Origin of the sequence: Kribbella sp. NPDC051586 (genome assembly GCF_044453965.1) — a bacterium.
Taxonomy (GTDB): domain Bacteria; phylum Actinomycetota; class Actinomycetes; order Propionibacteriales; family Kribbellaceae; genus Kribbella.
In genome coordinates this window covers 431,537-451,689 of record NZ_JBITDF010000001.1, presented here as the reverse complement: position 1 = coordinate 451,689, position 20,153 = coordinate 431,537, and the positions used below count along the sequence as shown (strand labels likewise).

The following is a 20,153-nucleotide window of genomic DNA, read 5'->3' as shown; positions in this document are numbered from 1 at the left end:
TCAATCTCCTAGCGCGTCTCTCATCGGTACCAGCTTGGCGTTCGTCTCGGCCAGTTCGGCGTCGGGGTTGGAACCCGCGACGATGCCGGCTCCGGCGAACAGGCGCATCCGGCGGGGGTTGTCCGGGTCGGCCTGGCCGCAGCGCAGGGCGATGCACCATTCGCCGTCGCCCGCGGCGTCCATCCACCCGACCGGTCCGCTGAACCGGCCGCGGTGCATGCCCTCGATCTCGCCGATCAGGTCACGCGCGACCGGCGTCGGCGTACCGCAGATCGCCGCGGACGGGTGCAGAGCGGCGGCCAGGCCGAGGGCGGACGCGCCGTTGTTCGCGACGCCGGCCACGTCGGTGGCCAGGTGCATCACGTTCGGCAGGTGCAGCACGAAGGGGGTCTCCGGCACGTTCATCGACTTGCAGTGCGGCTCGAGCGCCTCGGCGACGGACCGTACGGCGTACTCGTGCTCCTCGAGGTCCTTCGACGACCGCGCCAGCGACGCGGCCAGCGCCAGGTCGTGCGCGTCGTCCCCGGTACGGCGGATCGTCCCGGCCAGGACGCGCGACGTGATCAGGCCCTTCTCCCGGCGTACCAGCAGCTCGGGAGTGGCGCCGATCAGGCCGTCGACGGAGAACGTCCAGCAGTTCGGGTACGACGTCGCGAGCCGGTGCAGCGGCCACCGCAGGTCGATCGGCTGCGCGGCGATCGCGATCAGGTCGCGCGCGAGCACCACCTTGTCGAGCTCGCCCGCGGTGATCCGGCGGACCGCATCGGCCACGATGCTCGACCAGGCGGTCCCGGTCCGCGCGCCGTCGGCGAACGTGACGTCGTACACCGGGGACGGCTCGTGCTTGACCAGATCGGGAGGTGCGGCCAGGGAACTGGCCGGCGACACCGTGGTCACCCAGGTCGTCCCGGCGCGGCGGCCGACGATGACCTCGGGCACCACCAGCGCGCTCGGGTCCTGGTCGGTGAAGCCGAACGATCCGAAGCAGATCAGCCCCGAGCCCGGTACGCCGACGTCGTCGCGGACCACCGCCGCGGCGGTCAGCTCCTGCCACCAGCGCACCGCATCCTGAAAGCGGTTGCTACCGGCAACGTCGAGACGGGCGGCGGCACCCCAGCCGACCTGGCCGTCGCCACGCCGGACCCAGGCGAGTCCCCCCTCGGCCGGCAGGTGGTCCAGCAGCTGCGCCGACACCTCGTCGACGACCTGGCTGCGGATCACCAGGCGCGGAGCCTGGTTGCGAACCGGCTCAGACAAACTCACGGGACCACTCCTCGCACGTGCTGCGGCCCCGGGTTGCGGCGGCCGGACGGCTCCCAAGAGATGTACTCACGAGATGCAAGCGTATGCCTGCCCGTCGGCGGACCGCGTCACCCGTGATGAACTAGACAGGTGACCCGCGCTGATCTGAGTAAGGAACCGCATGCCGTGGCGGCCATGTTCGACAACGTGGCCGAGGGGTACGACCGGACCAACGCGGTCGCGACGATGGGTCTGGAGAAGCACTACTGGCGACCGGAGACCTTCAAGGAGATCGCGCCGCGGAAGGGGATGAAGATCCTCGACCTGGCCGCCGGGACCGGTGCGTCGAGCATCAGGCTGCGCGAGGCCGGCGCCGAGGTGGTGTCGTGCGACTTCTCGGTCGGCATGCTCCGGGTCGGCAAGCGCCGCCACCCCGAGCTCGACCTGATCGCCGGCGACGCGCTCCGGCTCCCGTTCACCGACGACACCTTCGACGTGGTGACGATCTCCTGGGCGCTGCGGAACGTGAACGACGTCACGGTCGCGCTCGAGGAGATGCTCCGGGTGACCCGCCCCGGCGGGCGGCTCGTCGTCCTCGAGCAGTCGCACCCGACCTGGAAGCCGTTCCGGGTGGTGTACCTCGAGTACATGATGCGCGCCGTACCGGCCGTCGCGAAGGTGGTCTCGAGCAACCCCGAGGCGTACGAGTACCTGGCCGAGTCCACCCGCGCCTGGCTCCCGCAGGAGCCGCTGGCCCGCGCGATCCAGGAAGCGGGCTGGACCCACGTCCAGTGGCGCAACCTGACCGGCGGCCTGGTCGCCATCCATCGCGGAGTGAAGCCAACTCAGGGTAAAAGCGCGGCCGTTTAATTACGCAACGGAACTTAAGCGTAATTTGCTTGCCTGCAAGGGGGTTGGGGCGAGTTTCGTGTCCGCGTCAGGCAGTCCTAGACTGTCAAGTGACGAGTGCTCGTGAAGCGATTCACGAGCGCACCAGCCCCCCTCAGCCAGGCCAGGAATCGAGATGAGCCAGAGCGTGCCGAGCGCGCAGCAGGTGGAGACCGCCGATGTGATCGTCGTCGGTGCCGGGCCCGCCGGATCAGCGGCGGCGTACCACCTGGCGAACGCCGGTCTCGACGTGCTGCTGCTGGAGAAGACCGCGTTCCCGCGGGAGAAGGTCTGCGGCGACGGGCTCACCCCGCGCGGCACCAAGCAGATCATCAACATGGGCATCGACATCTCCGAAGAGGCCGGCTGGATCCGCAACTACGGTCTGCGGATCCAGGGCGCCGGGCACCAGCTGCAGCTCGACTGGCCGGATCTGGCCAGCCACCCGAACTACGGCCTGACCCGCAACCGGATGGACTTCGACGACATGCTCGCCCGGCAGGCCGTGAAGGCCGGGGCGCGGCTGCGCGAGCGGACCAACGTCGGCGCCCCGATCCTGGACGACAAGGGCTTCATCGTCGGCGTCACCGCGAAGCCGGTCGACGACAACGGCCGCCGGGCCGGCGCAGACCTGGAGTTCCGGGCGCCGCTGGTGATGGCGGCCGACGGCAACTCGTCCCGGCTGAGCATCGCGATGGGCATCCACAAGCGCGACGACCGCCCGATGGGCGTCGCCGTCCGGACGTACTTCACCAGCCCGCGCACCCACGACGACTACCTGGAGTCGTGGCTGGAGCTGTGGGCCGACGACCCGAAGCAGCCCGGTGGCCGGGTGCTGCTTCCCGGCTACGGCTGGATCTTCGGGATGGGCGACGGCACCGTCAACGTCGGCCTCGGCATCCTGAACACCTCCGACGCGTTCGGCAAGGTCGACTACGCCGACCTGCTGAAGGCGTGGCTGAAGAACACGCCGGAGGAGTGGCAGTTCCGCGACGAGTTCCAGACCATCCCGATCCGCGGCGCGGCCCTGCCGATGGGCTTCAACCGCCAGCCGCACTACACCCGCGGCCTGATGCTGCTCGGCGACGCCGGCGGCATGGTCAACCCGTTCAACGGCGAGGGTATCCCGTACGCGATGGAGTCCGGGGCGTTCGCCGCCGAGGTCGCCGCCCAGGCCCTGCGCCGGCAGCCGAACCAGCGCGAGCGCGCGCTGACGGCGTACCCGAAGGCGCTGAAGCAGGAGTACGGCGGTTACTACACGCTCGGCCGGATCTTCGTGAAGCTGATCGGAAATCCGGAGGTGATGCGGCTGTGCACGAAGTACGGTCTGCCGCGCACCACCTTGATGAAGTTCACCTTGAAGTTGCTCGCGAACCTCACCGACCCGCGTGACGGGGACGTGATGGACAAGATCATCAACGGACTTACCAGGCTCGCACCGGCGGCGTGACCGGCGGGGCGAGTGAAGTGAGCCACAGCGGTACTGATAACACAGTCCTGGTAACCGGGCTGACCCGATAGACAGAACCAACCGGCTGAAGGAGGGAGCACCCAGCGATGCACCCCTACACACCGATTCTCGCTCTTGGTGTGCTCGCGGCGCTCTTCGTCGCAGGCAGTATCACCGTGAGCGCGCTGGTCGGCCCGAAGCGCTACAACCGGGCCAAGCTGGACTCCTACGAGTGCGGCATCGAGCCGACCCCGCAGCCGGTCGGCGGTGGACGCTTCCCGGTGAAGTACTACATCACCGCGATGCTGTTCATCGTGTTCGACATCGAGATCATCTTCCTCTACCCCTGGGCGGTCGCCTTCGACCAGATGGCCCTGTTCGGGTTGGTCGAGATGGTCATCTTCATCGTCACCGTCTTCGTCGCGTACGCCTACGTATGGCGCCGCGGCGGACTGGAGTGGGACTGACATGGGTCTAGAAGAACAGCTTCCGGCCGGCGTCCTGCTGAGCACCGTCGAAGGACTGCTCGGCTACATGCGCAAGGCGTCGTTGTGGCCGGCAACCTTCGGGCTGGCGTGCTGCGCGATCGAGATGATGACCACCGGGGCACCGCGCTACGACGCGGCCCGGTTCGGCATGGAGGTCTTCCGGGCGTCGCCGCGGCAGGCCGACCTGATGATCGTGGCCGGCCGGGTGAGCCAGAAGATGGCCCCGGTGCTGCGCCAGATCTACGACCAGATGCCCGGCCCGAAGTGGGTGCTGGCGATGGGCGTGTGCGCCTCGTCGGGCGGCATGTTCAACAACTACGCGGTCGTCCAGGGCGTGGACCACGTCGTACCGGTCGACATGTACCTGCCCGGCTGCCCGCCGCGGCCGGAGATGCTGCTGGACGCGTTCCTGAAGATCCACGACCAGATCCAGCACATGAAGCTCGGCGCGCACAAGAAGGCGCTGCAGACCGAGCAGGAGGCCGCGGCCCTGGTCGCCGCGCCGACGATCGAGATGAAGGGCCTGCTCCGGTGAGCGATACGCAACCCGAGAACTTGCCGGCGACGTCGGCCGCCAGTGACGCGCAGACGCCGCAGGCCGAGGTGATCGAGCAGCGCGAGGGCATGTTCGGTGTCCGCGGTACCGGTGACACCTCCGGCTTCGGCCGGCTCAAGCGCCAGATCGCGCTGCCGGGCAGTACGCCGAAGCCGTACGGCTCGTGGTTCGACGGCGCCACCGACCGGCTCGAGGGCCTGGTCGGCGAGGGCGCGATCGAGAAGGTCGTGGTCGACCGCGGCGAGCTGACCCTGCACATCAAGCGGGAGAACCTGGTCGAGGTCTGCCGGCACCTGCGCGACGACGAGGCGCTGCGGTTCGAGTTCTGCTCCGGTGTCAGCGGGGTGCACTACCCCGAGGAGACCGGCCGCGAACTGCACGCCGTCTACCACTTCCTGTCGATCACCCACAACCGCCGGATCCGGCTGGAGGTGTCGGCGCCCGACGGCGACCCGCACATCCCGTCGATCGTCTCGGTCTACCCGGCCAACGACTGGCACGAGCGGGAGACCTGGGACTTCTTCGGCATCGTCTTCGACGGACACCCGGCGCTGACCCGGATCCAGATGCCCGACGACTGGCCGGGCCACCCGCAGCGCAAGGACTACCCGCTCGGCGGCATCGACGTCGAGTACAAGGGCGCTGTCATCCCACCGCCCGACACGCGGAGGTCTTACAACTGATGACCACTACAGACCCGTACGCGACCACCCGGGACACCACCGAGGGCAAGGTCTTCACCGTCACCGGCCAGGACTGGGACTCGGTGGTATCCGGTCTCGGCGACGAGCCGGAAGAGCACGTCGTCGTCAACATGGGCCCGCAGCACCCGTCCACGCACGGCGTGCTCCGGCTGATCCTCGAGCTCGAGGGCGAGTCGGTGACCGAGGCCCGGTGCGGCATCGGCTACCTGCACACCGGCATCGAGAAGAACATGGAGTTCCGCTCCTGGGTGCAGGGCGTCACGTTCGTCACCCGGATGGACTACCTGTCGCCGTTCTACAACGAGGCGGCCTACTGCCTCGCGGTCGAGAAGCTGCTCGGGATCGAGGACGAGATCCCGGACAAGGCCAACGTGATGCGGGTGCTCCTGATGGAGCTCAACCGGATCAGCAGCCACCTGGTCTGCATCGCCACCGGCGGTATGGAGATCGGCGCGCTGACCGTGATGACGATCGGCTTCCGCGAGCGTGAGAAGACCCTGGACCTGTTCGAGCTGATCACCGGCCTGCGGATGAACCACGCGTTCATCCGGCCGGGCGGCGTCGCGCAGGACCTGCCGCCGGGCGCGCTGGACAACATCCGCGAGTACATCACCTGGATGAACAAGCACCTGCCGGAGTACGCCGAGCTCTGCAACGCCAACCCGATCTTCAAGGCCCGGCTGCAGAACGTCGGCTACCTCGATCTGGCCGGCTGCATGGCGCTCGGGATCTCCGGCCCGCCGGTGCGCTCGACCGGCTACGCGCTCGACCTGCGCAAGTCCCAGCCGTACTGCGGTTACGAGACCTACGACTTCGACGTACCGACCTGGGACACCTCGGACTCGTACGGACGGTTCCGCGTCCGGCTGCAGGAGATGCACGAGTCGCTGAAGATCGTCGAGCAGTGCGCCGACCGGCTGGAGAAGATGGAAGGCCAGCCGGTGATGGTGGCCGACAAGAAGATCGGCTGGCCGAGCCAGCTGGCCGTCGGCGCCGACGGGATGGGCAACTCGCTCGACCACATCAAGCACATCATGGGCGAGTCGATGGAAGCGCTGATCCACCACTTCAAGCTGGTCACCGAGGGCTTCCGGGTCCCGGCCGGCCAGGCGTACGTGGCGATCGAGTCGCCGCGCGGTGAGCTCGGCGCGCACGTCGTCTCCGACGGCGGCACCAAGCCGTACCGGGTGCACTTCCGTGACCCGTCCTTCGCAAACCTGCAGGCGATGCCGATCATGTGCGAGGGCGGCCAGGTCGCCGACGTGATCGTCGCTGTCGCCAGCCTTGACCCGGTGATGGGTGGAGTGGACCGCTAAATGGCCGAGAACCACACGACTGCTACCGACAAGCCGGTGCCCTACAGCACCGGTGACTCGAAGATCACCGACGCCACCGTCGCGGAGATGCGCGAGCTGATGGCGCGGTACCCGCAGGCCCAGTCGGCGCTGCTGCCGATGCTGCACCTGGTGCAGTCGGTCGAGGGCCGGGTCACCCCGGAGGGCATCGAGATCTGCGCCGAGCTGCTGGGGCTGACCGGCGCCGAGGTGTCGGCGGTGGCCACCTTCTACACGATGTACAAGCGCCGTCCGGTCGGCGACTACCACGTCGGCGTCTGCACCAACACGCTGTGCGCGGTGATGGGCGGTGACGCGATCTTCGACCGGTTGAAGCAGCACCTCGACGTCGGCAACGACGAGACCACCGAGGACGGCAAGATCACCCTCGAGCACCTCGAGTGCAACGCCGCCTGCGACTACGCACCGGTGATGATGGTGAACTGGGAGTTCTTCGACGACATGACGCCGGAGTCGGCGACCCAGCTGGTCGACGACCTGCGCGAGGGCGCCGAGGTCAAGTCGCCCCGGGGCGCGACGATCTGCACCTGGCGTGAGACCGAGCGGGTGCTGGCCGGCTTCTCCGACGGCCGCGCCGACGAGGGACCGACCGGCGGCAAGGCGACGCTGGCCGGCCTCCGCCTGGCCCGCGAGCGCAACTGGACCGCGCCCGGCGCCACCTCGAACGCCGACACCCGGAAGGAGGACTGACCATGGCTGACACGCTGACCCCGGTGCTGTCCGACAACTGGGACCAGATCAGGTCCTGGCAGTTGGCGTCGTACCAGCGCTCCGGCGGGTACGACGCCCTCCGTACGGCGTTCGGCATGCAGCCGGCCGACGTCGTTGCCGCCGTCAAGGACTCCGGTCTGCGCGGTCGTGGCGGCGCGGGCTTCCCGACCGGGATGAAGTGGTCGTTCATCCCGCAGGACAACCCGAAGCCGAAGTACCTCGTGGTGAACGCGGACGAGTCCGAGCCGGGCACCTGCAAGGACATCCCGCTGATGATGGCCTCGCCGCACACGCTGGTCGAGGGCGTCGTCATCGCGTCCTACGCGATCCGCGCGAGCGTCGCGTTCATCTACGTGCGCGGAGAAGTGCTGCACGTGGTCCGCCGGCTGCAGCAGGCCGTGCAGGAGGCCAAGGACGCGGGCTTCATCGGCCAGAACATCCTCGGCAGCGGCTACGACCTGGACGTGGTCGTCCACGCCGGCGCCGGCGCCTACATCTGCGGCGAGGAGACGGCGCTGCTGGACTCGCTGGAAGGACGTCGCGGTCAACCCCGGCTGCGTCCCCCCTTCCCCGCTGTCGCGGGTCTGTACGGCTGCCCCACTGTTATCAACAACGTCGAGTCGATCGCATCGGTTCCCGCCATCCTGAAGAACGGCGCGGACTGGTTCTCCTCGATGGGCACCGAGAAGTCCAAGGGCATGACGCTGTACTCGCTGTCCGGGCACGTCACCCGCCCGGGGCAGTACGAGGCGCCGATGGGCATCACGCTGCGGGAGCTGATCGACCTGGCCGGCGGTGTCCGGGCGGGACACACGCTGAAGTTCTGGACGCCGGGCGGTTCGTCCACGCCGCTGCTGACGGCGGAGCACCTCGACGTGCCGCTGGACTACGAGGGCGTCGGCTCGGTCGGGTCGATGCTGGGCACCAAGGCCCTGCAGATCTTCGACGACACCACCTGCGTGGTCCGCTCGGTGCTGCGCTGGACCGAGTTCTACAAGCACGAGTCCTGCGGCAAGTGCACGCCGTGCCGCGAGGGCACCTGGTGGCTGGTGCAGATCCTCGAGCGCCTGGAGCACGGCAACGGCACCGAGGAGGACCTGGTCACGCTGCTCGACCTGTGCGAGAACATCACCGGCCGGTCCTTCTGTGCACTCGCCGACGGCGCGACCGCGCCGATCAGCAGCTCGATCCAGCACTTCAAGGACGAGTACCTGGCGCACTTCGAGAACGGCGGCTGCCCGTTCGACCCGATGGCAAGCACTGTCTTCGCGACCGCTGGAGCTAGCGCATGACGATCCAAGCGAACCCGCCGGCCGGGTCGGAGGTGGAGCGGACCGACCTGGTCACCGTCACCATCGACGACATCGAGGTGAAGGTTCCGAAGAACAGCCTGGCGATCCGGGCCGCCGAGCAGATCGGGATCCAGATCCCGCGGTTCTGCGACCACCCGCTGCTCGACCCGGTCGGTGCCTGCCGGCAGTGCCTGGTCGAGGTCACCGACGCGGGCAACGGCCGCGGTATGCCGAAGCCGCAGGCGTCCTGCACGCTGACGGTCGCCGACGGCATGGTGATCCGCACCCAGGTGAGCTCGCCGGTGGCCGACAAGGCCCAGCACGGGAACATGGAGTTCCTGCTGATCAACCACCCGCTGGACTGCCCGGTCTGCGACAAGGGCGGCGAGTGCCCCCTGCAGAACCAGGCGATGTCCAACGGCGGCGGCGAGTCCCGGTTCCACACGAGCCATGGGATCAAGCGGACCTACCCGAAGCCGATCAACATCTCGGCCGAGGTGCTGCTGGACCGCGAGCGCTGCATCCTCTGCGCGCGCTGCACCCGCTTCTCCGAGCAGATCGCCGGTGACCCGTTCATCGCGCTGATCGAGCGCGGCGCGCTGCAGCAGGTCGGCATCTACGAGAAGGAGCCCTTCGAGAGCTACTTCTCCGGCAACACGATCCAGATCTGCCCGGTCGGCGCGCTCACCAGTGCGGCGTACCGGTTCCGCTCGCGGCCGTTCGACCTGGTGTCGGTGCCGTCGGTGGCCGAGCACGACTCGTCCGGTGCGGCGATCCGGGTCGACTACCGGCGCGGCAAGGTGATGCGCCGGCTTTCCGGCGACGACCCGCAGGTCAACGAGGAGTGGATCTCCGACAAGGACCGGTTCGCGTTCCAGTACGCGACCACCGGCGACCGGCTGACCCACCCGATGATCCGCGAGGACGGCGAGCTCCGGCCGGCGTCCTGGCCGGAGGCGCTGACCTTCGCGGCCGGGAAGCTGAACGCGGCCCGCGGCAATGCGGCCGTGCTGACCGGTGGCCGGCTCACCCTCGAGGACTCCTACGCGTACTCGAAGTTCGCGCGGGTCGCCCTCGGCAGCAACGACATCGACTTCCGGGCCCGGCCGCACTCGGCCGAGGAGGCGGACTTCCTCGCCGCCGCGGTGGCCGGCACCGGCCTGGGTACGACGTTCGCCGATCTGGAGAGCGCCGGCTCCGTCCTGTTCGTCGGGTTCGAGCCCGAGGAGGAGGCCCCGGCCGTCTTCCTGCGGGTCCGCAAGGGCGTCAGGACGCACGGGACCAAGGTCTTCACGGTCGCGGCGTACCCCTCGCGCGGTATCGAGAAGCTCGACGGCGTCGTCGTACCGGCGTCGCCGGGCACGGAGGCCGCCGTCCTCGCGGACCTCGGCAACGCCGGTGAGGCCGGGGCAGCTGCCCGGGCCGCTCTCGGCGCGGACTCGATCATCGTCGTCGGCGAGCGGCTGGCGAGCGTCCCGGGTGGGTACTCGGCGGCGCTGCGGCTGGCGCTCGACACGGGTGCGCAGCTGGCCTGGATCCCGCGTCGCGCGGGTGACCGGAGTGCGCTCGAGGCCGGCTGCCTGCCGGGCCTGCTGCCCGGCGGCCGGCTGGTGAACGACCCGCAGGCGCGGGTCGACCTGCAGGCTGCCTGGGGGGTGGAGAACCTGCCGGGCGAGACCGGCAAGGACCTCACCGAGATCATCGCGAACGCCGGATCCCTGCAGGCGCTGGTGGTCGCGGGTGTCGAGATCGACGACCTGCCCGACCCGGCCGCGGCGCTGGCCGCGCTTGAGGCGGCGCCGTTCGTGGTCAGCTTCGAGGTCCGCAACAGCCAGGTGACCGAGTACGCCGACGTCGTCTTCCCGGTCGTACCGCCGGTGGAGAAGTCCGGCACCTTCGTGAACTGGGAGGGCCGCGAGCGGTCGTTCCCGGTCGTGCTCAAGGTGCCGACCGCGATGCCCGACGTCCGGGCGCTGGCCGCGCTGGCGCAGGAGATGGGCCGCTCGATCGGGTTCAGCACGCCGGACGGCGCGAAGCGCGAGTTCGACGAGCTCGGCCGCTGGGACGGCGACCGCGCCCAGGAGCCGACGTACGGCGCCGCTCCGGCGCTCGGTGCGTTCGACTCCACCCGGCTCGCGACCTGGCGGATGCTGATCGACGACAGCCGCGCCTGCGACGGTGAGCCGCACCTGACCGCGACCGCGCGGACGCCGGTCGCCCGCATCTCGCTCACCACCGCGCACCGGGTCGGCGTCGCCGACGGGGACGAGCTGGTGGTCAGCACCGACGCCGGGTCCATCCGGCTGCCGGTGGTGATCACCCCGATGACCGACAACGTGGTCTGGCTGCCGGCCAACTCGGCCGACTCCCACGTCCGCCGGTCGCTGCACGCCGACCATGGCTCGATCGTGACGATCGCCGGAGGGAACTCATGAACATCCCGCTCGCCGTGCCGGATGCGGGGGTCGGTCACGACCCCTGGTGGGTGATCCTGATCAAGGTCCTCTTCATCTTCGTCTTCCTGGTTGTGCTGACGCTGTTCAACATCTGGTGGGAACGCCGGGTGGTGGCGCGCATGCAGCACCGGATCGGCCCGAACGTGCACGGACCGTTCGGTCTGCTGCAGTCGCTGGCCGACGGCGTGAAGCTGATGCTGAAGGAAGACCTGATGCCCAAGGGCGTCGACAGGTTCGTCTTCGTGCTGGCGCCGGCGATCGTCGCCGTACCGGCCTTCCTCACCTTCGCGGTGATCCCGTTCGGGCCGACGGTGAAGATCCCCGGCACCGACACCTACACCCGGCTGCAGCTGACCGACCTGCCGGTCTCGGTGCTGTACATCATGGCGATCGCCTCGATCGGCATCTACGGCATCGTGCTCGGCGGCTGGTCGTCGAACTCGACGTACTCGCTGCTCGGCGGCCTGCGGTCCAGTGCGCAGATGATCTCGTACGAGGTCGCGATGGGCCTGGCGCTGGTGACGGTGTTCCTGTTCGCCGGCTCGCTGTCCACCTCGGAGATCGTGGCGGCGCAGTCGCACCAGACCGTGCACTGGTTCGGGACCTCGATCCCGCTGCCTGGGTGGTACGCGTTCCTGTTGTTCCCGTCGTTCGTGATCTACGTGATCTCGATGGTCGGCGAGACGAACCGGGCCCCGTTCGACCTGCCGGAGGCCGAGGGCGAGCTGGTGGCCGGCTTCCTGACCGAGTACTCCTCGATCAAGTACGCGATGTTCTTCCTGGCGGAGTACATCAACATGGCGACCGTGTCCGCGCTGGCCACCACGCTGTTCCTGGGCGGCTGGCGGGCGCCGTGGCCGATCTCGCTCTGGGACGGCGCGAACTCCGGCTTCTGGCCGGTGCTGTGGTTCATGGGCAAGCTGATGGGCTTCATCTTCTTCTACATCTGGCTGCGCGGAACGCTGCCGCGACTGCGCTACGACCAGTTCATGAAGCTCGGCTGGAAGATCCTGATCCCGATCTCGCTGGCCTGGATCCTGCTGGTCGCCACCGTGCGCGCGGTCGGCCGGGAGACCAACTTCAGCCGTACGACGCTGCTGGTCGCGGCCGCCGTGGTGCTGGTGATCGCGGTCATCAGCATGTTCGTCCCGCAGAAGCCCAAGGAAGACAAGCCCGAGGTCGCCGACGGCAAGGAGTTCGACGCCTTCGCCGGCGGCTTCCCTGTGCCACCACCGCTCGTGAACACCGCGAGCCGAAGCGAGACCGACAGCCGAAGCAAGGAAGGCAGCCGTGGCTAGTGTCAAAGAGTCCCTCTGGGACCCGGTAGCCGGGTTCGGCGTCACCTTCCGGACGATGTTCCGGAAGGTGTTCACCGAGCAGTACCCGTTCGAGAAGAAGCCGACCGCACCACGGTTCCACGGCCGGCACCAGCTGAACCGCTGGCCGGACGGGCTGGAGAAGTGCATCGGCTGTGAGCTGTGTGCGTGGGCCTGCCCCGCGGACGCGATCTACGTCGAAGGCGCCGACAACACCGAGGGCGGCCGGATGTCGCCGGGTGAGCGGTACGGGCGCGTCTACCAGATCAACTACCTGCGCTGCATCCTCTGCGGTCTGTGCATCGAGGCCTGCCCGACCCGGGCGCTCACGATGACCAACGAGTACGAGCTGGCCGACACCAGCCGCGAGTCCCTCATCTACGAGAAGAAGGACCTGCTGGCGCCGCTGCTGCCGGGCATGCAGGAGCCGCCGCACGACATGCAGCTCGGCACGACCGAGAAGGACTACTACCTCGGTCTGACCGGTGCCGCCGTACCGGCCGAGGGGAGTGACGCCAAGTGATCGGCTTGGTTACCGGCCCGCAGGTCGCGTTCTGGCTGCTGGCCCCGGTGATGATCCTGGCCGCGATCGGCATGGTGCTCGTGCGCAAGGCGGTGCACTCGGCGCTGCTGCTGGCGACCGTGATGATCTGCCTCGCCGTGCAGTACGCCGCGCAGGACGCGCCGTTCCTGTTCGCCGTACAGATCATCGTCTACACCGGCGCGATCCTGATGCTGTTCCTGTTCGTGCTGATGCTGGTCGGCGTCGACGCGTCCGACTCGCTGGTGGAGACGATCCGCGGTCAGCGGCTGCTGGCCTCGATCGCCTTCATCGCCTTCGGTGTCCTGCTGGTCGCGGCCGTCGGCAATGCGACGTTCGGGCACCCGACCGGCCTCGCCGACGCGCAGCCGGACGGCAACCCGAAGGGCATCGCCGCGCTGCTGTTCGGCAAGTACGTCTGGGCGTTCGAGGTCACCTCGGCGCTGCTGATCACCGCTGCGATGGGCGCCATGATGCTGGCCCACCGCGAGCGGCTGACCAAGAAGCGCACCCAGCGCGACCATGCCGAGGAGCGGATCCGCAAGTACTCCGAGCAGGGCATCCACCCGGGGCCGCTGCCGACTCCCGGTGTGCTGGCCCGGCACAACGCCGTCGACACCCCGGCGCTGCTGCCGGACGGGTCGATCGCACCGACCTCGGTTTCGCGCGTGCTCCAGGCTCGTGGCACCGTGTTCCCCGAAGCCGAGGAGCGCGCCGACGTCGAAGAGGTGCGCGCGCTCGACCTGGGTGAGGCTTACCCGCGCGAAGCGGAGAGCACCGACACGACCGGATTTGGGCAGGAGGACAAGAAATGAGCACCGAGCCGTACATCGTGCTCGCGGCGATCCTGTTCAGTATCGGCGCGCTCGGCGTGCTGGTCCGCCGGAACGCGATCGTCGTCTTCATGTGCGTCGAGCTGATGCTGAACGCGACCAACCTCGCGTTCGTCACCTTCGCCCGCCAGCACGGCAACCTCGACGGCCAGATCGCCGCCTTCTTCGTGATGGTGGTGGCCGCGGCCGAGGTCGTGATCGGGCTGGCGATCATCATGGCCATCTTCCGCACCCGTCGCTCGGCCTCGGTCGACGACGCCAACCTGCTCAAGTACTGAGGTAAGCACCGATGAGTCATGAGCTGACGTGGCTGCTGGTCGCGGTACCGGCGGTGTCCGCGGCGATCCTGCTGCTCGGTGGCAAGGCCACCAACGCATGGGGTCACCTGCTGGGCACGCTGGCCCCGCTGATCTCCTTCGCCTTCGGCGTCGTGCTGTTCGTCCAGATGCGCGGCAAGGCCGAGGGTGAGCGGTCCGAGACGGTCCGGCTGTTCGAGTGGTTCTCGGTCGGCCACATCAAGGTCGACTTCACGCTGCTGATCGACCCGCTGTCGATCCTGTTCGTGCTGCTGATCACGGGTGTGGGTTCGCTGATCCACATCTACTCGATCGGCTACATGGAGCACGACGTACGGCGGCGCCGGTTCTTCGGCTACCTGAACCTGTTCATCGCGGCGATGCTGCTGCTGGTGCTCGCGGCCGACTACCTGCTGGTGTTCGTCGGCTGGGAGGGCGTCGGCCTGGCGTCGTACCTGCTGATCGGCTTCTGGCAGCACAAGAACTCGGCCGCGGTCGCCGCGAAGAAGGCGTTCGTGGTGAACCGGGTCGGTGACATCGGCCTGTCGCTCGCGGTGATGAGCATGTGGGCGCTGTTCGGCTCCTCGGCCTTCACCACCGTGAACTCCGGCGCCGAGCACCTGTCGAAGACCTGGGCCACGCTGCTCGGCCTGATGCTGCTGCTGGCCGCCTGCGGCAAGTCCGCGCAGGTGCCGCTGCAGTCCTGGCTGCTGGACGCGATGGAGGGCCCGACCCCGGTGTCGGCGCTGATCCACGCGGCGACCATGGTCACCGCCGGCGTCTACCTGGTGGTCCGCTCGCACGCGATCTTCGAGCAGTCCGACGCCGCCTCCACCGCGGTGGTGATCGTCGGCACGGTCACCGCGCTCGCCGGTGCGATCATCGGTTGCGCCAAGGACGACATCAAGAAGGCGCTGGCCGGTTCGACGATGAGCCAGATCGGCTACATGATGCTCGCCGCGGGCCTCGGCCCGGTGGGGTACGTGTTCGCGATCTTCCACCTGCTGACCCACGGCTTCTTCAAGGCCAACATGTTCCTCGGCGCCGGTTCCGTCATGCACGGCATGAACGACGACGTGAACATGCGGCACTACGGAGCCCTGCGGTCGGCGATGAAGGTCACCTTCGTGACGTTCGGCTTCGGCTACCTGGCGATCCTCGGCGTCCCGCCGTTCGCCGGCTTCTTCAGCAAGGACAAGATCATCGAGGCCGCGTTCGCGGACAACCTCGTGATCGGTCTGTGCGCGCTGCTCGGCGCCGGCATCACAGCGTTCTACATGACCCGGGTGATGATGATGACGTTCTTCGGCAAGAAGCGCTGGGCCGAGGACGTGCACCCGCACGAGTCGCCGAAGGTGATGACGTGGCCGCTGATCATCCTGGCGGCGCTCTCCCTCGGTGGCGGCGCGCTGTACTTCGCCGGCCACTGGATCGTCGACTGGCTGACGCCGATCGTCGGCCACGAGGAGGAGCACGCCCGGCTGAACGCCACCGTGATGACGATCATCACGCTCGCGGTCGTTGCCGTCGGCATCGCGATCTCGGTGCTGATGTACCGCCGGGACATCCCGCGGGAGGCGCCGGCCGGATCGCCGATCACCACGTTCGCGCGGCGTGACCTGTACGGCGACGCGCTGAACGAGGCCCTCTTCATGCGCCCGGGGCAGTACCTGACCCGGACGCTGGTCTGGCTCGACAACCGGGGCGTCGACGGCCTGGTCAACGGGCTGGCCGCACTCTTCGGCGGACTGTCCGGCCGGCTCCGTCGGTTCCAGACGGGCTTCGTCCGTTCGTACGCACTCAGCATGGTCTTCGGCGCCGCATTCGTGGTCGTCGCCCTCCTCGCGGTGAGGTTGTCGTGAACATCGGTTGGCTGACCCTGTTACTGCTCCTGCCGTTCGTCGGGGCCGTCGCGACGATGCTGGTGCCCAAGGCGAACGGCCTGCTGGCCAAGCAGGTCGCGCTCGGGTTCTCGCTCGTCACGCTGGTGCTGACCGCGATCGTCGCGATCGGCTACCACCGCAACGGCGCCGAGGACTACGCCGAGACGCACACCTGGATCAAGGCCTTCGGCGCGCACTACGCGCTCGGCCTCGACGGCGTCGGTGTCGTCCTGGTCGTGCTGACCGCGCTGCTGTCGCCGATCGTGATCATCGCTTCGTGGAACGACGCGCAGGACGGCCGCTGGTCGGAGAAGTCCTTCTTCGCCTGGATCCTCGGCCTGGAGGCCCTGTCGATCGGCGTGTTCGCCGCCACCGACGTGTTCCTCTTCTACGTGCTGTTCGAGGCGACGCTGATCCCGATGTACTTCCTGATCGGCGGCTTCGGCGGCCCGCAGCGTTCGTACGCCGCGGTGAAGTTCCTGCTGTACTCGCTGCTCGGCGGTCTGCTGATGCTGGCCTCGGTCGTCGGCCTGTACGTCGTCTCCGCCAAGCACGGCGCGCCGTCGTACCTGCTGACCGACATGATGAAGCTGGACATCAGCCAGAACACCGAGCGCTGGCTCTTCCTCGGCTTCTTCTTCGCCTTCGCGGTGAAGGCGCCGATGGTCCCGTTCCACACCTGGCTGCCGGACGCGGCCGGTGAGGCGACGCCGGGCACCTCGGTGCTGCTGGTCGGCATCCTGGACAAGATCGGCACGTTCGGGATGATCCGGTTCTGCCTGGGCCTGTTCCCGAACGCGTCCCAGTGGGCCACCCCGGTCGTCCTGGTGCTGGCGCTGATCTCGGTGCTGTACGGCGCCTTGCTGGCGATCGGGCAGACCGACATCAAGCGGCTGATCGCGTACACCTCGATCTCGCACTTCGGCTTCATCGTGATGGGCATCTTCGCGCTGACCTCGCAGGGCCTGACCGGGTCGACGCTGTACATGTTCAACCACGGTCTCTCCACGGCGGCGCTGTTCCTGGTCGCCGGGTATCTGATCTCCCGGCGCGGATCGGCGCGGATCGCGGACTACGGCGGGGTGGAGAAGGTGGCGCCGGTACTGGCCGGCACCTTCTTGTTCGCCGGCCTGTCCAGCCTCGCGCTGCCCGGTCTGTCGCCGTTCATCTCCGAGTTCATGGTGCTGGCCGGGACGTTCAGCCGGCACAAGGCGATCGCGGTGATCGCCGTACTCGGAATCGTGCTGGCCGCGCTGTACATCCTGCTGATGTACCAACGTACGATGACCGGCCCCGTCCGCGACGGGATCGAGAAGCTGAAGGACCTGAACAAGCGTGAGGTGCTCGCGATCGCGCCGCTGGTCATCCTGATCATCGGCCTGGGCATCTTCCCGAAGCCGGTGGTCGACATCATCAAGCCCGCGGTCGAATCGACCATGCAGCGGGTCGGCGTGACCGACAAGGCACCGCAGATCCCCGTGACGGAGGGACAGAAGTGAGCGCGATGTTGCTGCCGCTGGCGGACTTCACGGCGCCGAAGATCGAGTACAACGAGCTGGCTCCGCTGCTCGTCGTCTTCGGTGCGGCGTGCGTCGGCGTCCTGGGCGAGGCGTTCCTGCCCCGGCCCCTGCGGCACCTGGTGCAGCTGGCGATCACGGTGGTCGCCGTGGTCGTGTCCGGCGTACTGACCGGCATCCTGATGAACGACAAGAAGGAGCTGATCGCCGCCCAGGGCGCGATCTCGGTCGACGGCCCCGCGCTGTTCACCTGGATCATCCTGCTGGCGCTGACGCTGATCAGCGTGCTGCTGTTCGCCGAGCGTTCGGTCGACGGCGGCCTGTCCGCGTTCGCCGGCCAGGCGGCCGCCGTACCGGGCTCCGAGGCCGAGCGGGAGGGTACGGCGGCCCGGATCGAGCACACCGAGATCTTCCCGCTGACGCTCTTCGCGGTCGGCGGCATGATGCTGTTCGCCGCGTCGAACGACCTGCTGGTCCTCTTCGTAGCGCTCGAGGTCTTCTCGCTGCCGCTGTACCTGCTGTGCGGCCTGGCGCGTCGTCGCCGGCTGATCTCGCAGGAAGCCGCGATGAAGTACTTCCTGCTCGGTGCGTTCTCCTCGGCGTTCCTGCTGTTCGGGATCGCGCTGCTCTACGGGTACGCCGGCACGATGTCGCTGGGCGGGATCGCGGACGCGCTGTCCACCCAGACCAGTGGCGACACCATCCTGCTGGCCGGCACCGGCCTGCTGGGGGTCGGCCTGCTGTTCAAGGTCGGCGCAGTGCCGTTCCACTCCTGGACCCCGGACGTGTACCAGGGCGCCCCGACGCCGGTCACCGGCTTCATGGCGGCCTGCACCAAGATCGCCGCGTTCGTCGGGTTGATGCGGGTCTTCTACGTCGCCCTCGGCGGCACGCGCTGGGACTGGGCGCCGATGATGTGGATCGTCGCGATCCTCACCATGGTGGTCGGTTCGATCGTCGCGATCACGCAGACCGACGTGAAGCGGATGCTCGCGTACTCGTCGATCGCGCACGCGGGCTTCCTGCTGACCGCGTTCGTCGGTCTCGCGCAGGTGGGCAACGGCGTACACAACGGGATCACCTCGACCCAGGCGGTGCTGTTCTACCTGGTCTCGTACGGCTTCCCGACCATCGGCGCGTTCGCCGTCGTCACGCTGGTGCGCGACGCCGGCGGCGAGGCGACCCACCTGTCCCGCTGGGCCGGGCTGGGCAAGAAGTCGCCGTTGCTGGCCGGCATCTTCGCGTTCTTCCTGCTGTCCTTCGCCGGCATCCCGCTGACCGCGGGCTTCACCGGCAAGTGGGCGGTCTTCAGCGCGGCGTGGACCGGAGGCGCCTGGCCACTGGTTGTCGTCGCCGTACTGTCGAGCCTGGTGGCCGCGTTCTTCTACGTCCGCGTGATCGTGCTGATGTTCTTCTCCGACCTGCCGGCCGACGCGCCGGACGTGGCGCTGCCCGGCTGGCAGACCACCTCGGCCGTCGCGCTGGGTCTCGCCGCCACGGTGGTTCTCGGTCTGGTTCCCGGACCGGTGCTCGACCTGGCGGCCCGAGCTGGTGAGTTCATCCGTTGAGTCCGACCCCGCTGCCGGCCGAGAGCCTGGGATTCGAGTTCGCCGATGCGGCGCTCGAGTCCCGGGTTCGTGCTGGGCTGGAGCGGGTCGAGCAGGCTCTGCTCGACGCGACCCAGTCCGAGGCGCCGTTCGTCACCGCGGCCGCCCAGCACGTCATGGTTGCCGGGGGCAAGCGGTTCCGGCCGTTGCTGGTGCTGCTCGGGGCCGAGTTCGGTGCTGACGTCGCGTCCGACGAGGTGGTGAAGGCGGCGGTCGTCGTCGAGCTCACGCACGTCGCGACGCTGCACCACGACGACGTGATGGACGAGGCGGCGCTGCGTCGCGGCTCGTCCACCGCGAACGCGCGCTGGGACAACTCGGTCGCCATCCTGTCCGGCGACTGGCTGTTCGCCCGCGCGTCGGACCTGGTCGCGGATCTCGGGCCGGAAGCGGTCCGGATCCAGGCGCGGACCTTCGGCCGGCTGGTCGAGGGCCAGATCCGCGAGACGATGGGCGTCGGCGAAGGTCAGGACCCGTTGAAGCACTACCTGTCGGTGGTCGCCGACAAGACCGGCTCACTGATCGCGACGTCCGCCCTCTTCGGTGCCCGGTACGCCGGTGCCTCGGAGGAGGTCCAGGAATCGCTGCGGGCCTTCGGCGAGGAGATCGGCGTGGCCTTCCAGCTCGCCGACGACCTGCTCGACATCGCCTCCGAGTTCGACCAGTCCGGCAAGACGCCCGGCACCGACCTTCGCGAGGGCGTTCCCACCCTCCCGGTCCTCATCTTCCGGGCGCAGGCAGACCCGACCGATCCCACGGACGTCCGTCTGCTGGAGCTGCTGGACTCCGACCTCTCCGACGACGCCCGCCTGGCGGAGACGCTCGATCTCCTCCGCTCCCACCCGTCCTTCGCCCAGGCAGAGGACGACGTACGCCGCCGCGCCGCCGACGCCCGCAAGCTCCTCAGCACCCTCCCCGAAGGCCCCGGCCGCGAAGCCCTCGACACCCTCTGCGACCTGGTAGCAACGCGTAACGTCTGAGCAAGGCCTGTCCGGCACGGCGACGTTGTGCGATGCTG

The 20,153-nt window shown here is 68.5% G+C and carries 18 protein-coding genes; 17 read left to right on the top strand and 1 reads right to left on the bottom strand.

Features of this window, described 5'->3' with window-relative positions; all coding sequences use genetic code 11:
- Positions 1-1,263 carry an isochorismate synthase MenF gene (locus ACIA58_RS02300; protein ID WP_396401773.1) on the bottom strand — a complete coding sequence of 421 codons (1,263 nt, stop codon included), beginning with the start codon at positions 1,261-1,263 and terminating at the stop codon, positions 1-3.
- Positions 1,264-1,392: 129 nt separating this feature from the next.
- On the opposite strand from ACIA58_RS02300, the gene ACIA58_RS02295 reads away from it, so the two are divergent.
- The 17 genes from ACIA58_RS02295 to ACIA58_RS02215 all read left to right on the top strand — a co-directional run bounded on the left by ACIA58_RS02295 (position 1,393) and on the right by ACIA58_RS02215 (position 20,115).
- Complete coding sequence (locus ACIA58_RS02295) at positions 1,393-2,112, top strand: demethylmenaquinone methyltransferase (protein ID WP_396401772.1); 720 nt, start codon at positions 1,393-1,395, stop codon at positions 2,110-2,112.
- Between the two features lie 154 nt (positions 2,113-2,266).
- Positions 2,267-3,580, top strand: coding sequence for a geranylgeranyl reductase family protein (locus ACIA58_RS02290; RefSeq protein WP_396401771.1), 1,314 nt, complete (start codon positions 2,267-2,269; stop codon positions 3,578-3,580).
- A 107-nt stretch (positions 3,581-3,687) separates the two neighbouring features.
- Positions 3,688-4,047, top strand: coding sequence for an NADH-quinone oxidoreductase subunit A (locus ACIA58_RS02285; protein WP_355482202.1), 360 nt, complete (start codon positions 3,688-3,690; stop codon positions 4,045-4,047).
- Position 4,048: 1 nt separating this feature from the next.
- Positions 4,049-4,603: an NADH-quinone oxidoreductase subunit B family protein gene (locus tag ACIA58_RS02280; protein WP_130441831.1), complete on the top strand. Its 555-nt coding sequence runs from the start codon at positions 4,049-4,051 to the stop codon at positions 4,601-4,603.
- Positions 4,600-5,307 (top strand): NADH-quinone oxidoreductase subunit C, encoded by a 708-nt coding sequence (locus tag ACIA58_RS02275; RefSeq protein WP_396401770.1) that lies wholly within the window; start codon positions 4,600-4,602, stop codon positions 5,305-5,307. The genes ACIA58_RS02280 and ACIA58_RS02275 overlap by 4 nt, the downstream gene beginning before the upstream one ends.
- A complete protein-coding gene (locus ACIA58_RS02270) occupies positions 5,307-6,644 on the top strand; it encodes an NADH-quinone oxidoreductase subunit D (RefSeq protein ID WP_396401769.1) in 1,338 nt (445 codons plus the stop codon). The genes ACIA58_RS02275 and ACIA58_RS02270 overlap by 1 nt, the downstream gene beginning before the upstream one ends.
- Complete coding sequence (nuoE, locus tag ACIA58_RS02265) at positions 6,645-7,373, top strand: NADH-quinone oxidoreductase subunit NuoE (protein ID WP_396401767.1); 729 nt, start codon at positions 6,645-6,647, stop codon at positions 7,371-7,373. It begins immediately after the preceding gene.
- Between the two features lie 2 nt (positions 7,374-7,375).
- Entirely contained in the window at positions 7,376-8,686 is a 1,311-nt protein-coding gene (gene nuoF, locus ACIA58_RS02260) for an NADH-quinone oxidoreductase subunit NuoF (protein ID WP_396401766.1), read from the top strand.
- Complete coding sequence (locus ACIA58_RS02255) at positions 8,683-11,121, top strand: NADH-quinone oxidoreductase subunit G (RefSeq protein ID WP_396401765.1); 2,439 nt, start codon at positions 8,683-8,685, stop codon at positions 11,119-11,121. The genes nuoF and ACIA58_RS02255 overlap by 4 nt, the downstream gene beginning before the upstream one ends.
- The gene (gene nuoH, locus ACIA58_RS02250; protein ID WP_396401764.1) at positions 11,118-12,440 is read left to right on the top strand and encodes an NADH-quinone oxidoreductase subunit NuoH; all 1,323 of its coding nucleotides are present in this window, start codon (positions 11,118-11,120) and stop codon (positions 12,438-12,440) included. The genes ACIA58_RS02255 and nuoH overlap by 4 nt, the downstream gene beginning before the upstream one ends.
- Positions 12,433-12,981, top strand: a complete 549-nt coding sequence (gene nuoI / locus ACIA58_RS02245) for an NADH-quinone oxidoreductase subunit NuoI (RefSeq protein WP_396401763.1) — start codon at positions 12,433-12,435, stop codon at positions 12,979-12,981. The genes nuoH and nuoI overlap by 8 nt, the downstream gene beginning before the upstream one ends.
- Positions 12,978-13,814 (top strand): NADH-quinone oxidoreductase subunit J, encoded by an 837-nt coding sequence (locus ACIA58_RS02240; protein ID WP_396401762.1) that lies wholly within the window; start codon positions 12,978-12,980, stop codon positions 13,812-13,814. Before nuoI ends, ACIA58_RS02240 begins: the two co-directional genes overlap by 4 nt.
- Complete coding sequence (nuoK, locus tag ACIA58_RS02235; protein ID WP_396401761.1) at positions 13,811-14,110, top strand: NADH-quinone oxidoreductase subunit NuoK; 300 nt, start codon at positions 13,811-13,813, stop codon at positions 14,108-14,110. The genes ACIA58_RS02240 and nuoK overlap by 4 nt, the downstream gene beginning before the upstream one ends.
- Positions 14,111-14,121: 11 nt before the next feature.
- The gene (nuoL, locus tag ACIA58_RS02230) at positions 14,122-15,990 is read left to right on the top strand and encodes an NADH-quinone oxidoreductase subunit L (protein WP_396401760.1); all 1,869 of its coding nucleotides are present in this window, start codon (positions 14,122-14,124) and stop codon (positions 15,988-15,990) included.
- Entirely contained in the window at positions 15,987-17,510 is a 1,524-nt protein-coding gene (locus ACIA58_RS02225; protein ID WP_396401759.1) for an NADH-quinone oxidoreductase subunit M, read from the top strand. Before nuoL ends, ACIA58_RS02225 begins: the two co-directional genes overlap by 4 nt.
- Before the next feature lie 5 nt (positions 17,511-17,515).
- A complete protein-coding gene (nuoN, locus tag ACIA58_RS02220; RefSeq protein WP_396403295.1) occupies positions 17,516-19,096 on the top strand; it encodes an NADH-quinone oxidoreductase subunit NuoN in 1,581 nt (526 codons plus the stop codon).
- The gene (locus tag ACIA58_RS02215) at positions 19,093-20,115 is read left to right on the top strand and encodes a polyprenyl synthetase family protein (RefSeq protein ID WP_396401758.1); all 1,023 of its coding nucleotides are present in this window, start codon (positions 19,093-19,095) and stop codon (positions 20,113-20,115) included. Before nuoN ends, ACIA58_RS02215 begins: the two co-directional genes overlap by 4 nt.
- The last annotated feature ends 38 nt before the right edge of the window (positions 20,116-20,153 follow it).

What these genes read in the sequence shown, in the direction of transcription:
- nuoF (WP_396401766.1), top strand. Translation starts at nt 7,376, where the DNA reads ATGGCTGACACGCTGACCCCGGTGCTGTCCGACAACTGGGACCAGATC.
- ACIA58_RS02255 (WP_396401765.1), top strand. Translation starts at nt 8,683, where the DNA reads ATGACGATCCAAGCGAACCCGCCGGCCGGGTCGGAGGTGGAGCGGACC.
- nuoE (WP_396401767.1), top strand. Translation starts at nt 6,645, where the DNA reads ATGGCCGAGAACCACACGACTGCTACCGACAAGCCGGTGCCCTACAGC.
- nuoL (WP_396401760.1), top strand. Translation starts at nt 14,122, where the DNA reads ATGAGTCATGAGCTGACGTGGCTGCTGGTCGCGGTACCGGCGGTGTCC.
- nuoN (WP_396403295.1), top strand. Translation starts at nt 17,516, where the DNA reads ATGTTGCTGCCGCTGGCGGACTTCACGGCGCCGAAGATCGAGTACAAC.
- nuoK (WP_396401761.1), top strand. Translation starts at nt 13,811, where the DNA reads ATGAGCACCGAGCCGTACATCGTGCTCGCGGCGATCCTGTTCAGTATC.
- ACIA58_RS02290 (WP_396401771.1), top strand. Translation starts at nt 2,267, where the DNA reads ATGAGCCAGAGCGTGCCGAGCGCGCAGCAGGTGGAGACCGCCGATGTG.
- ACIA58_RS02280 (WP_130441831.1), top strand. Translation starts at nt 4,049, where the DNA reads ATGGGTCTAGAAGAACAGCTTCCGGCCGGCGTCCTGCTGAGCACCGTC.
- ACIA58_RS02285 (WP_355482202.1), top strand. Translation starts at nt 3,688, where the DNA reads ATGCACCCCTACACACCGATTCTCGCTCTTGGTGTGCTCGCGGCGCTC.
- ACIA58_RS02270 (WP_396401769.1), top strand. Translation starts at nt 5,307, where the DNA reads ATGACCACTACAGACCCGTACGCGACCACCCGGGACACCACCGAGGGC.
- nuoH (WP_396401764.1), top strand. Translation starts at nt 11,118, where the DNA reads ATGAACATCCCGCTCGCCGTGCCGGATGCGGGGGTCGGTCACGACCCC.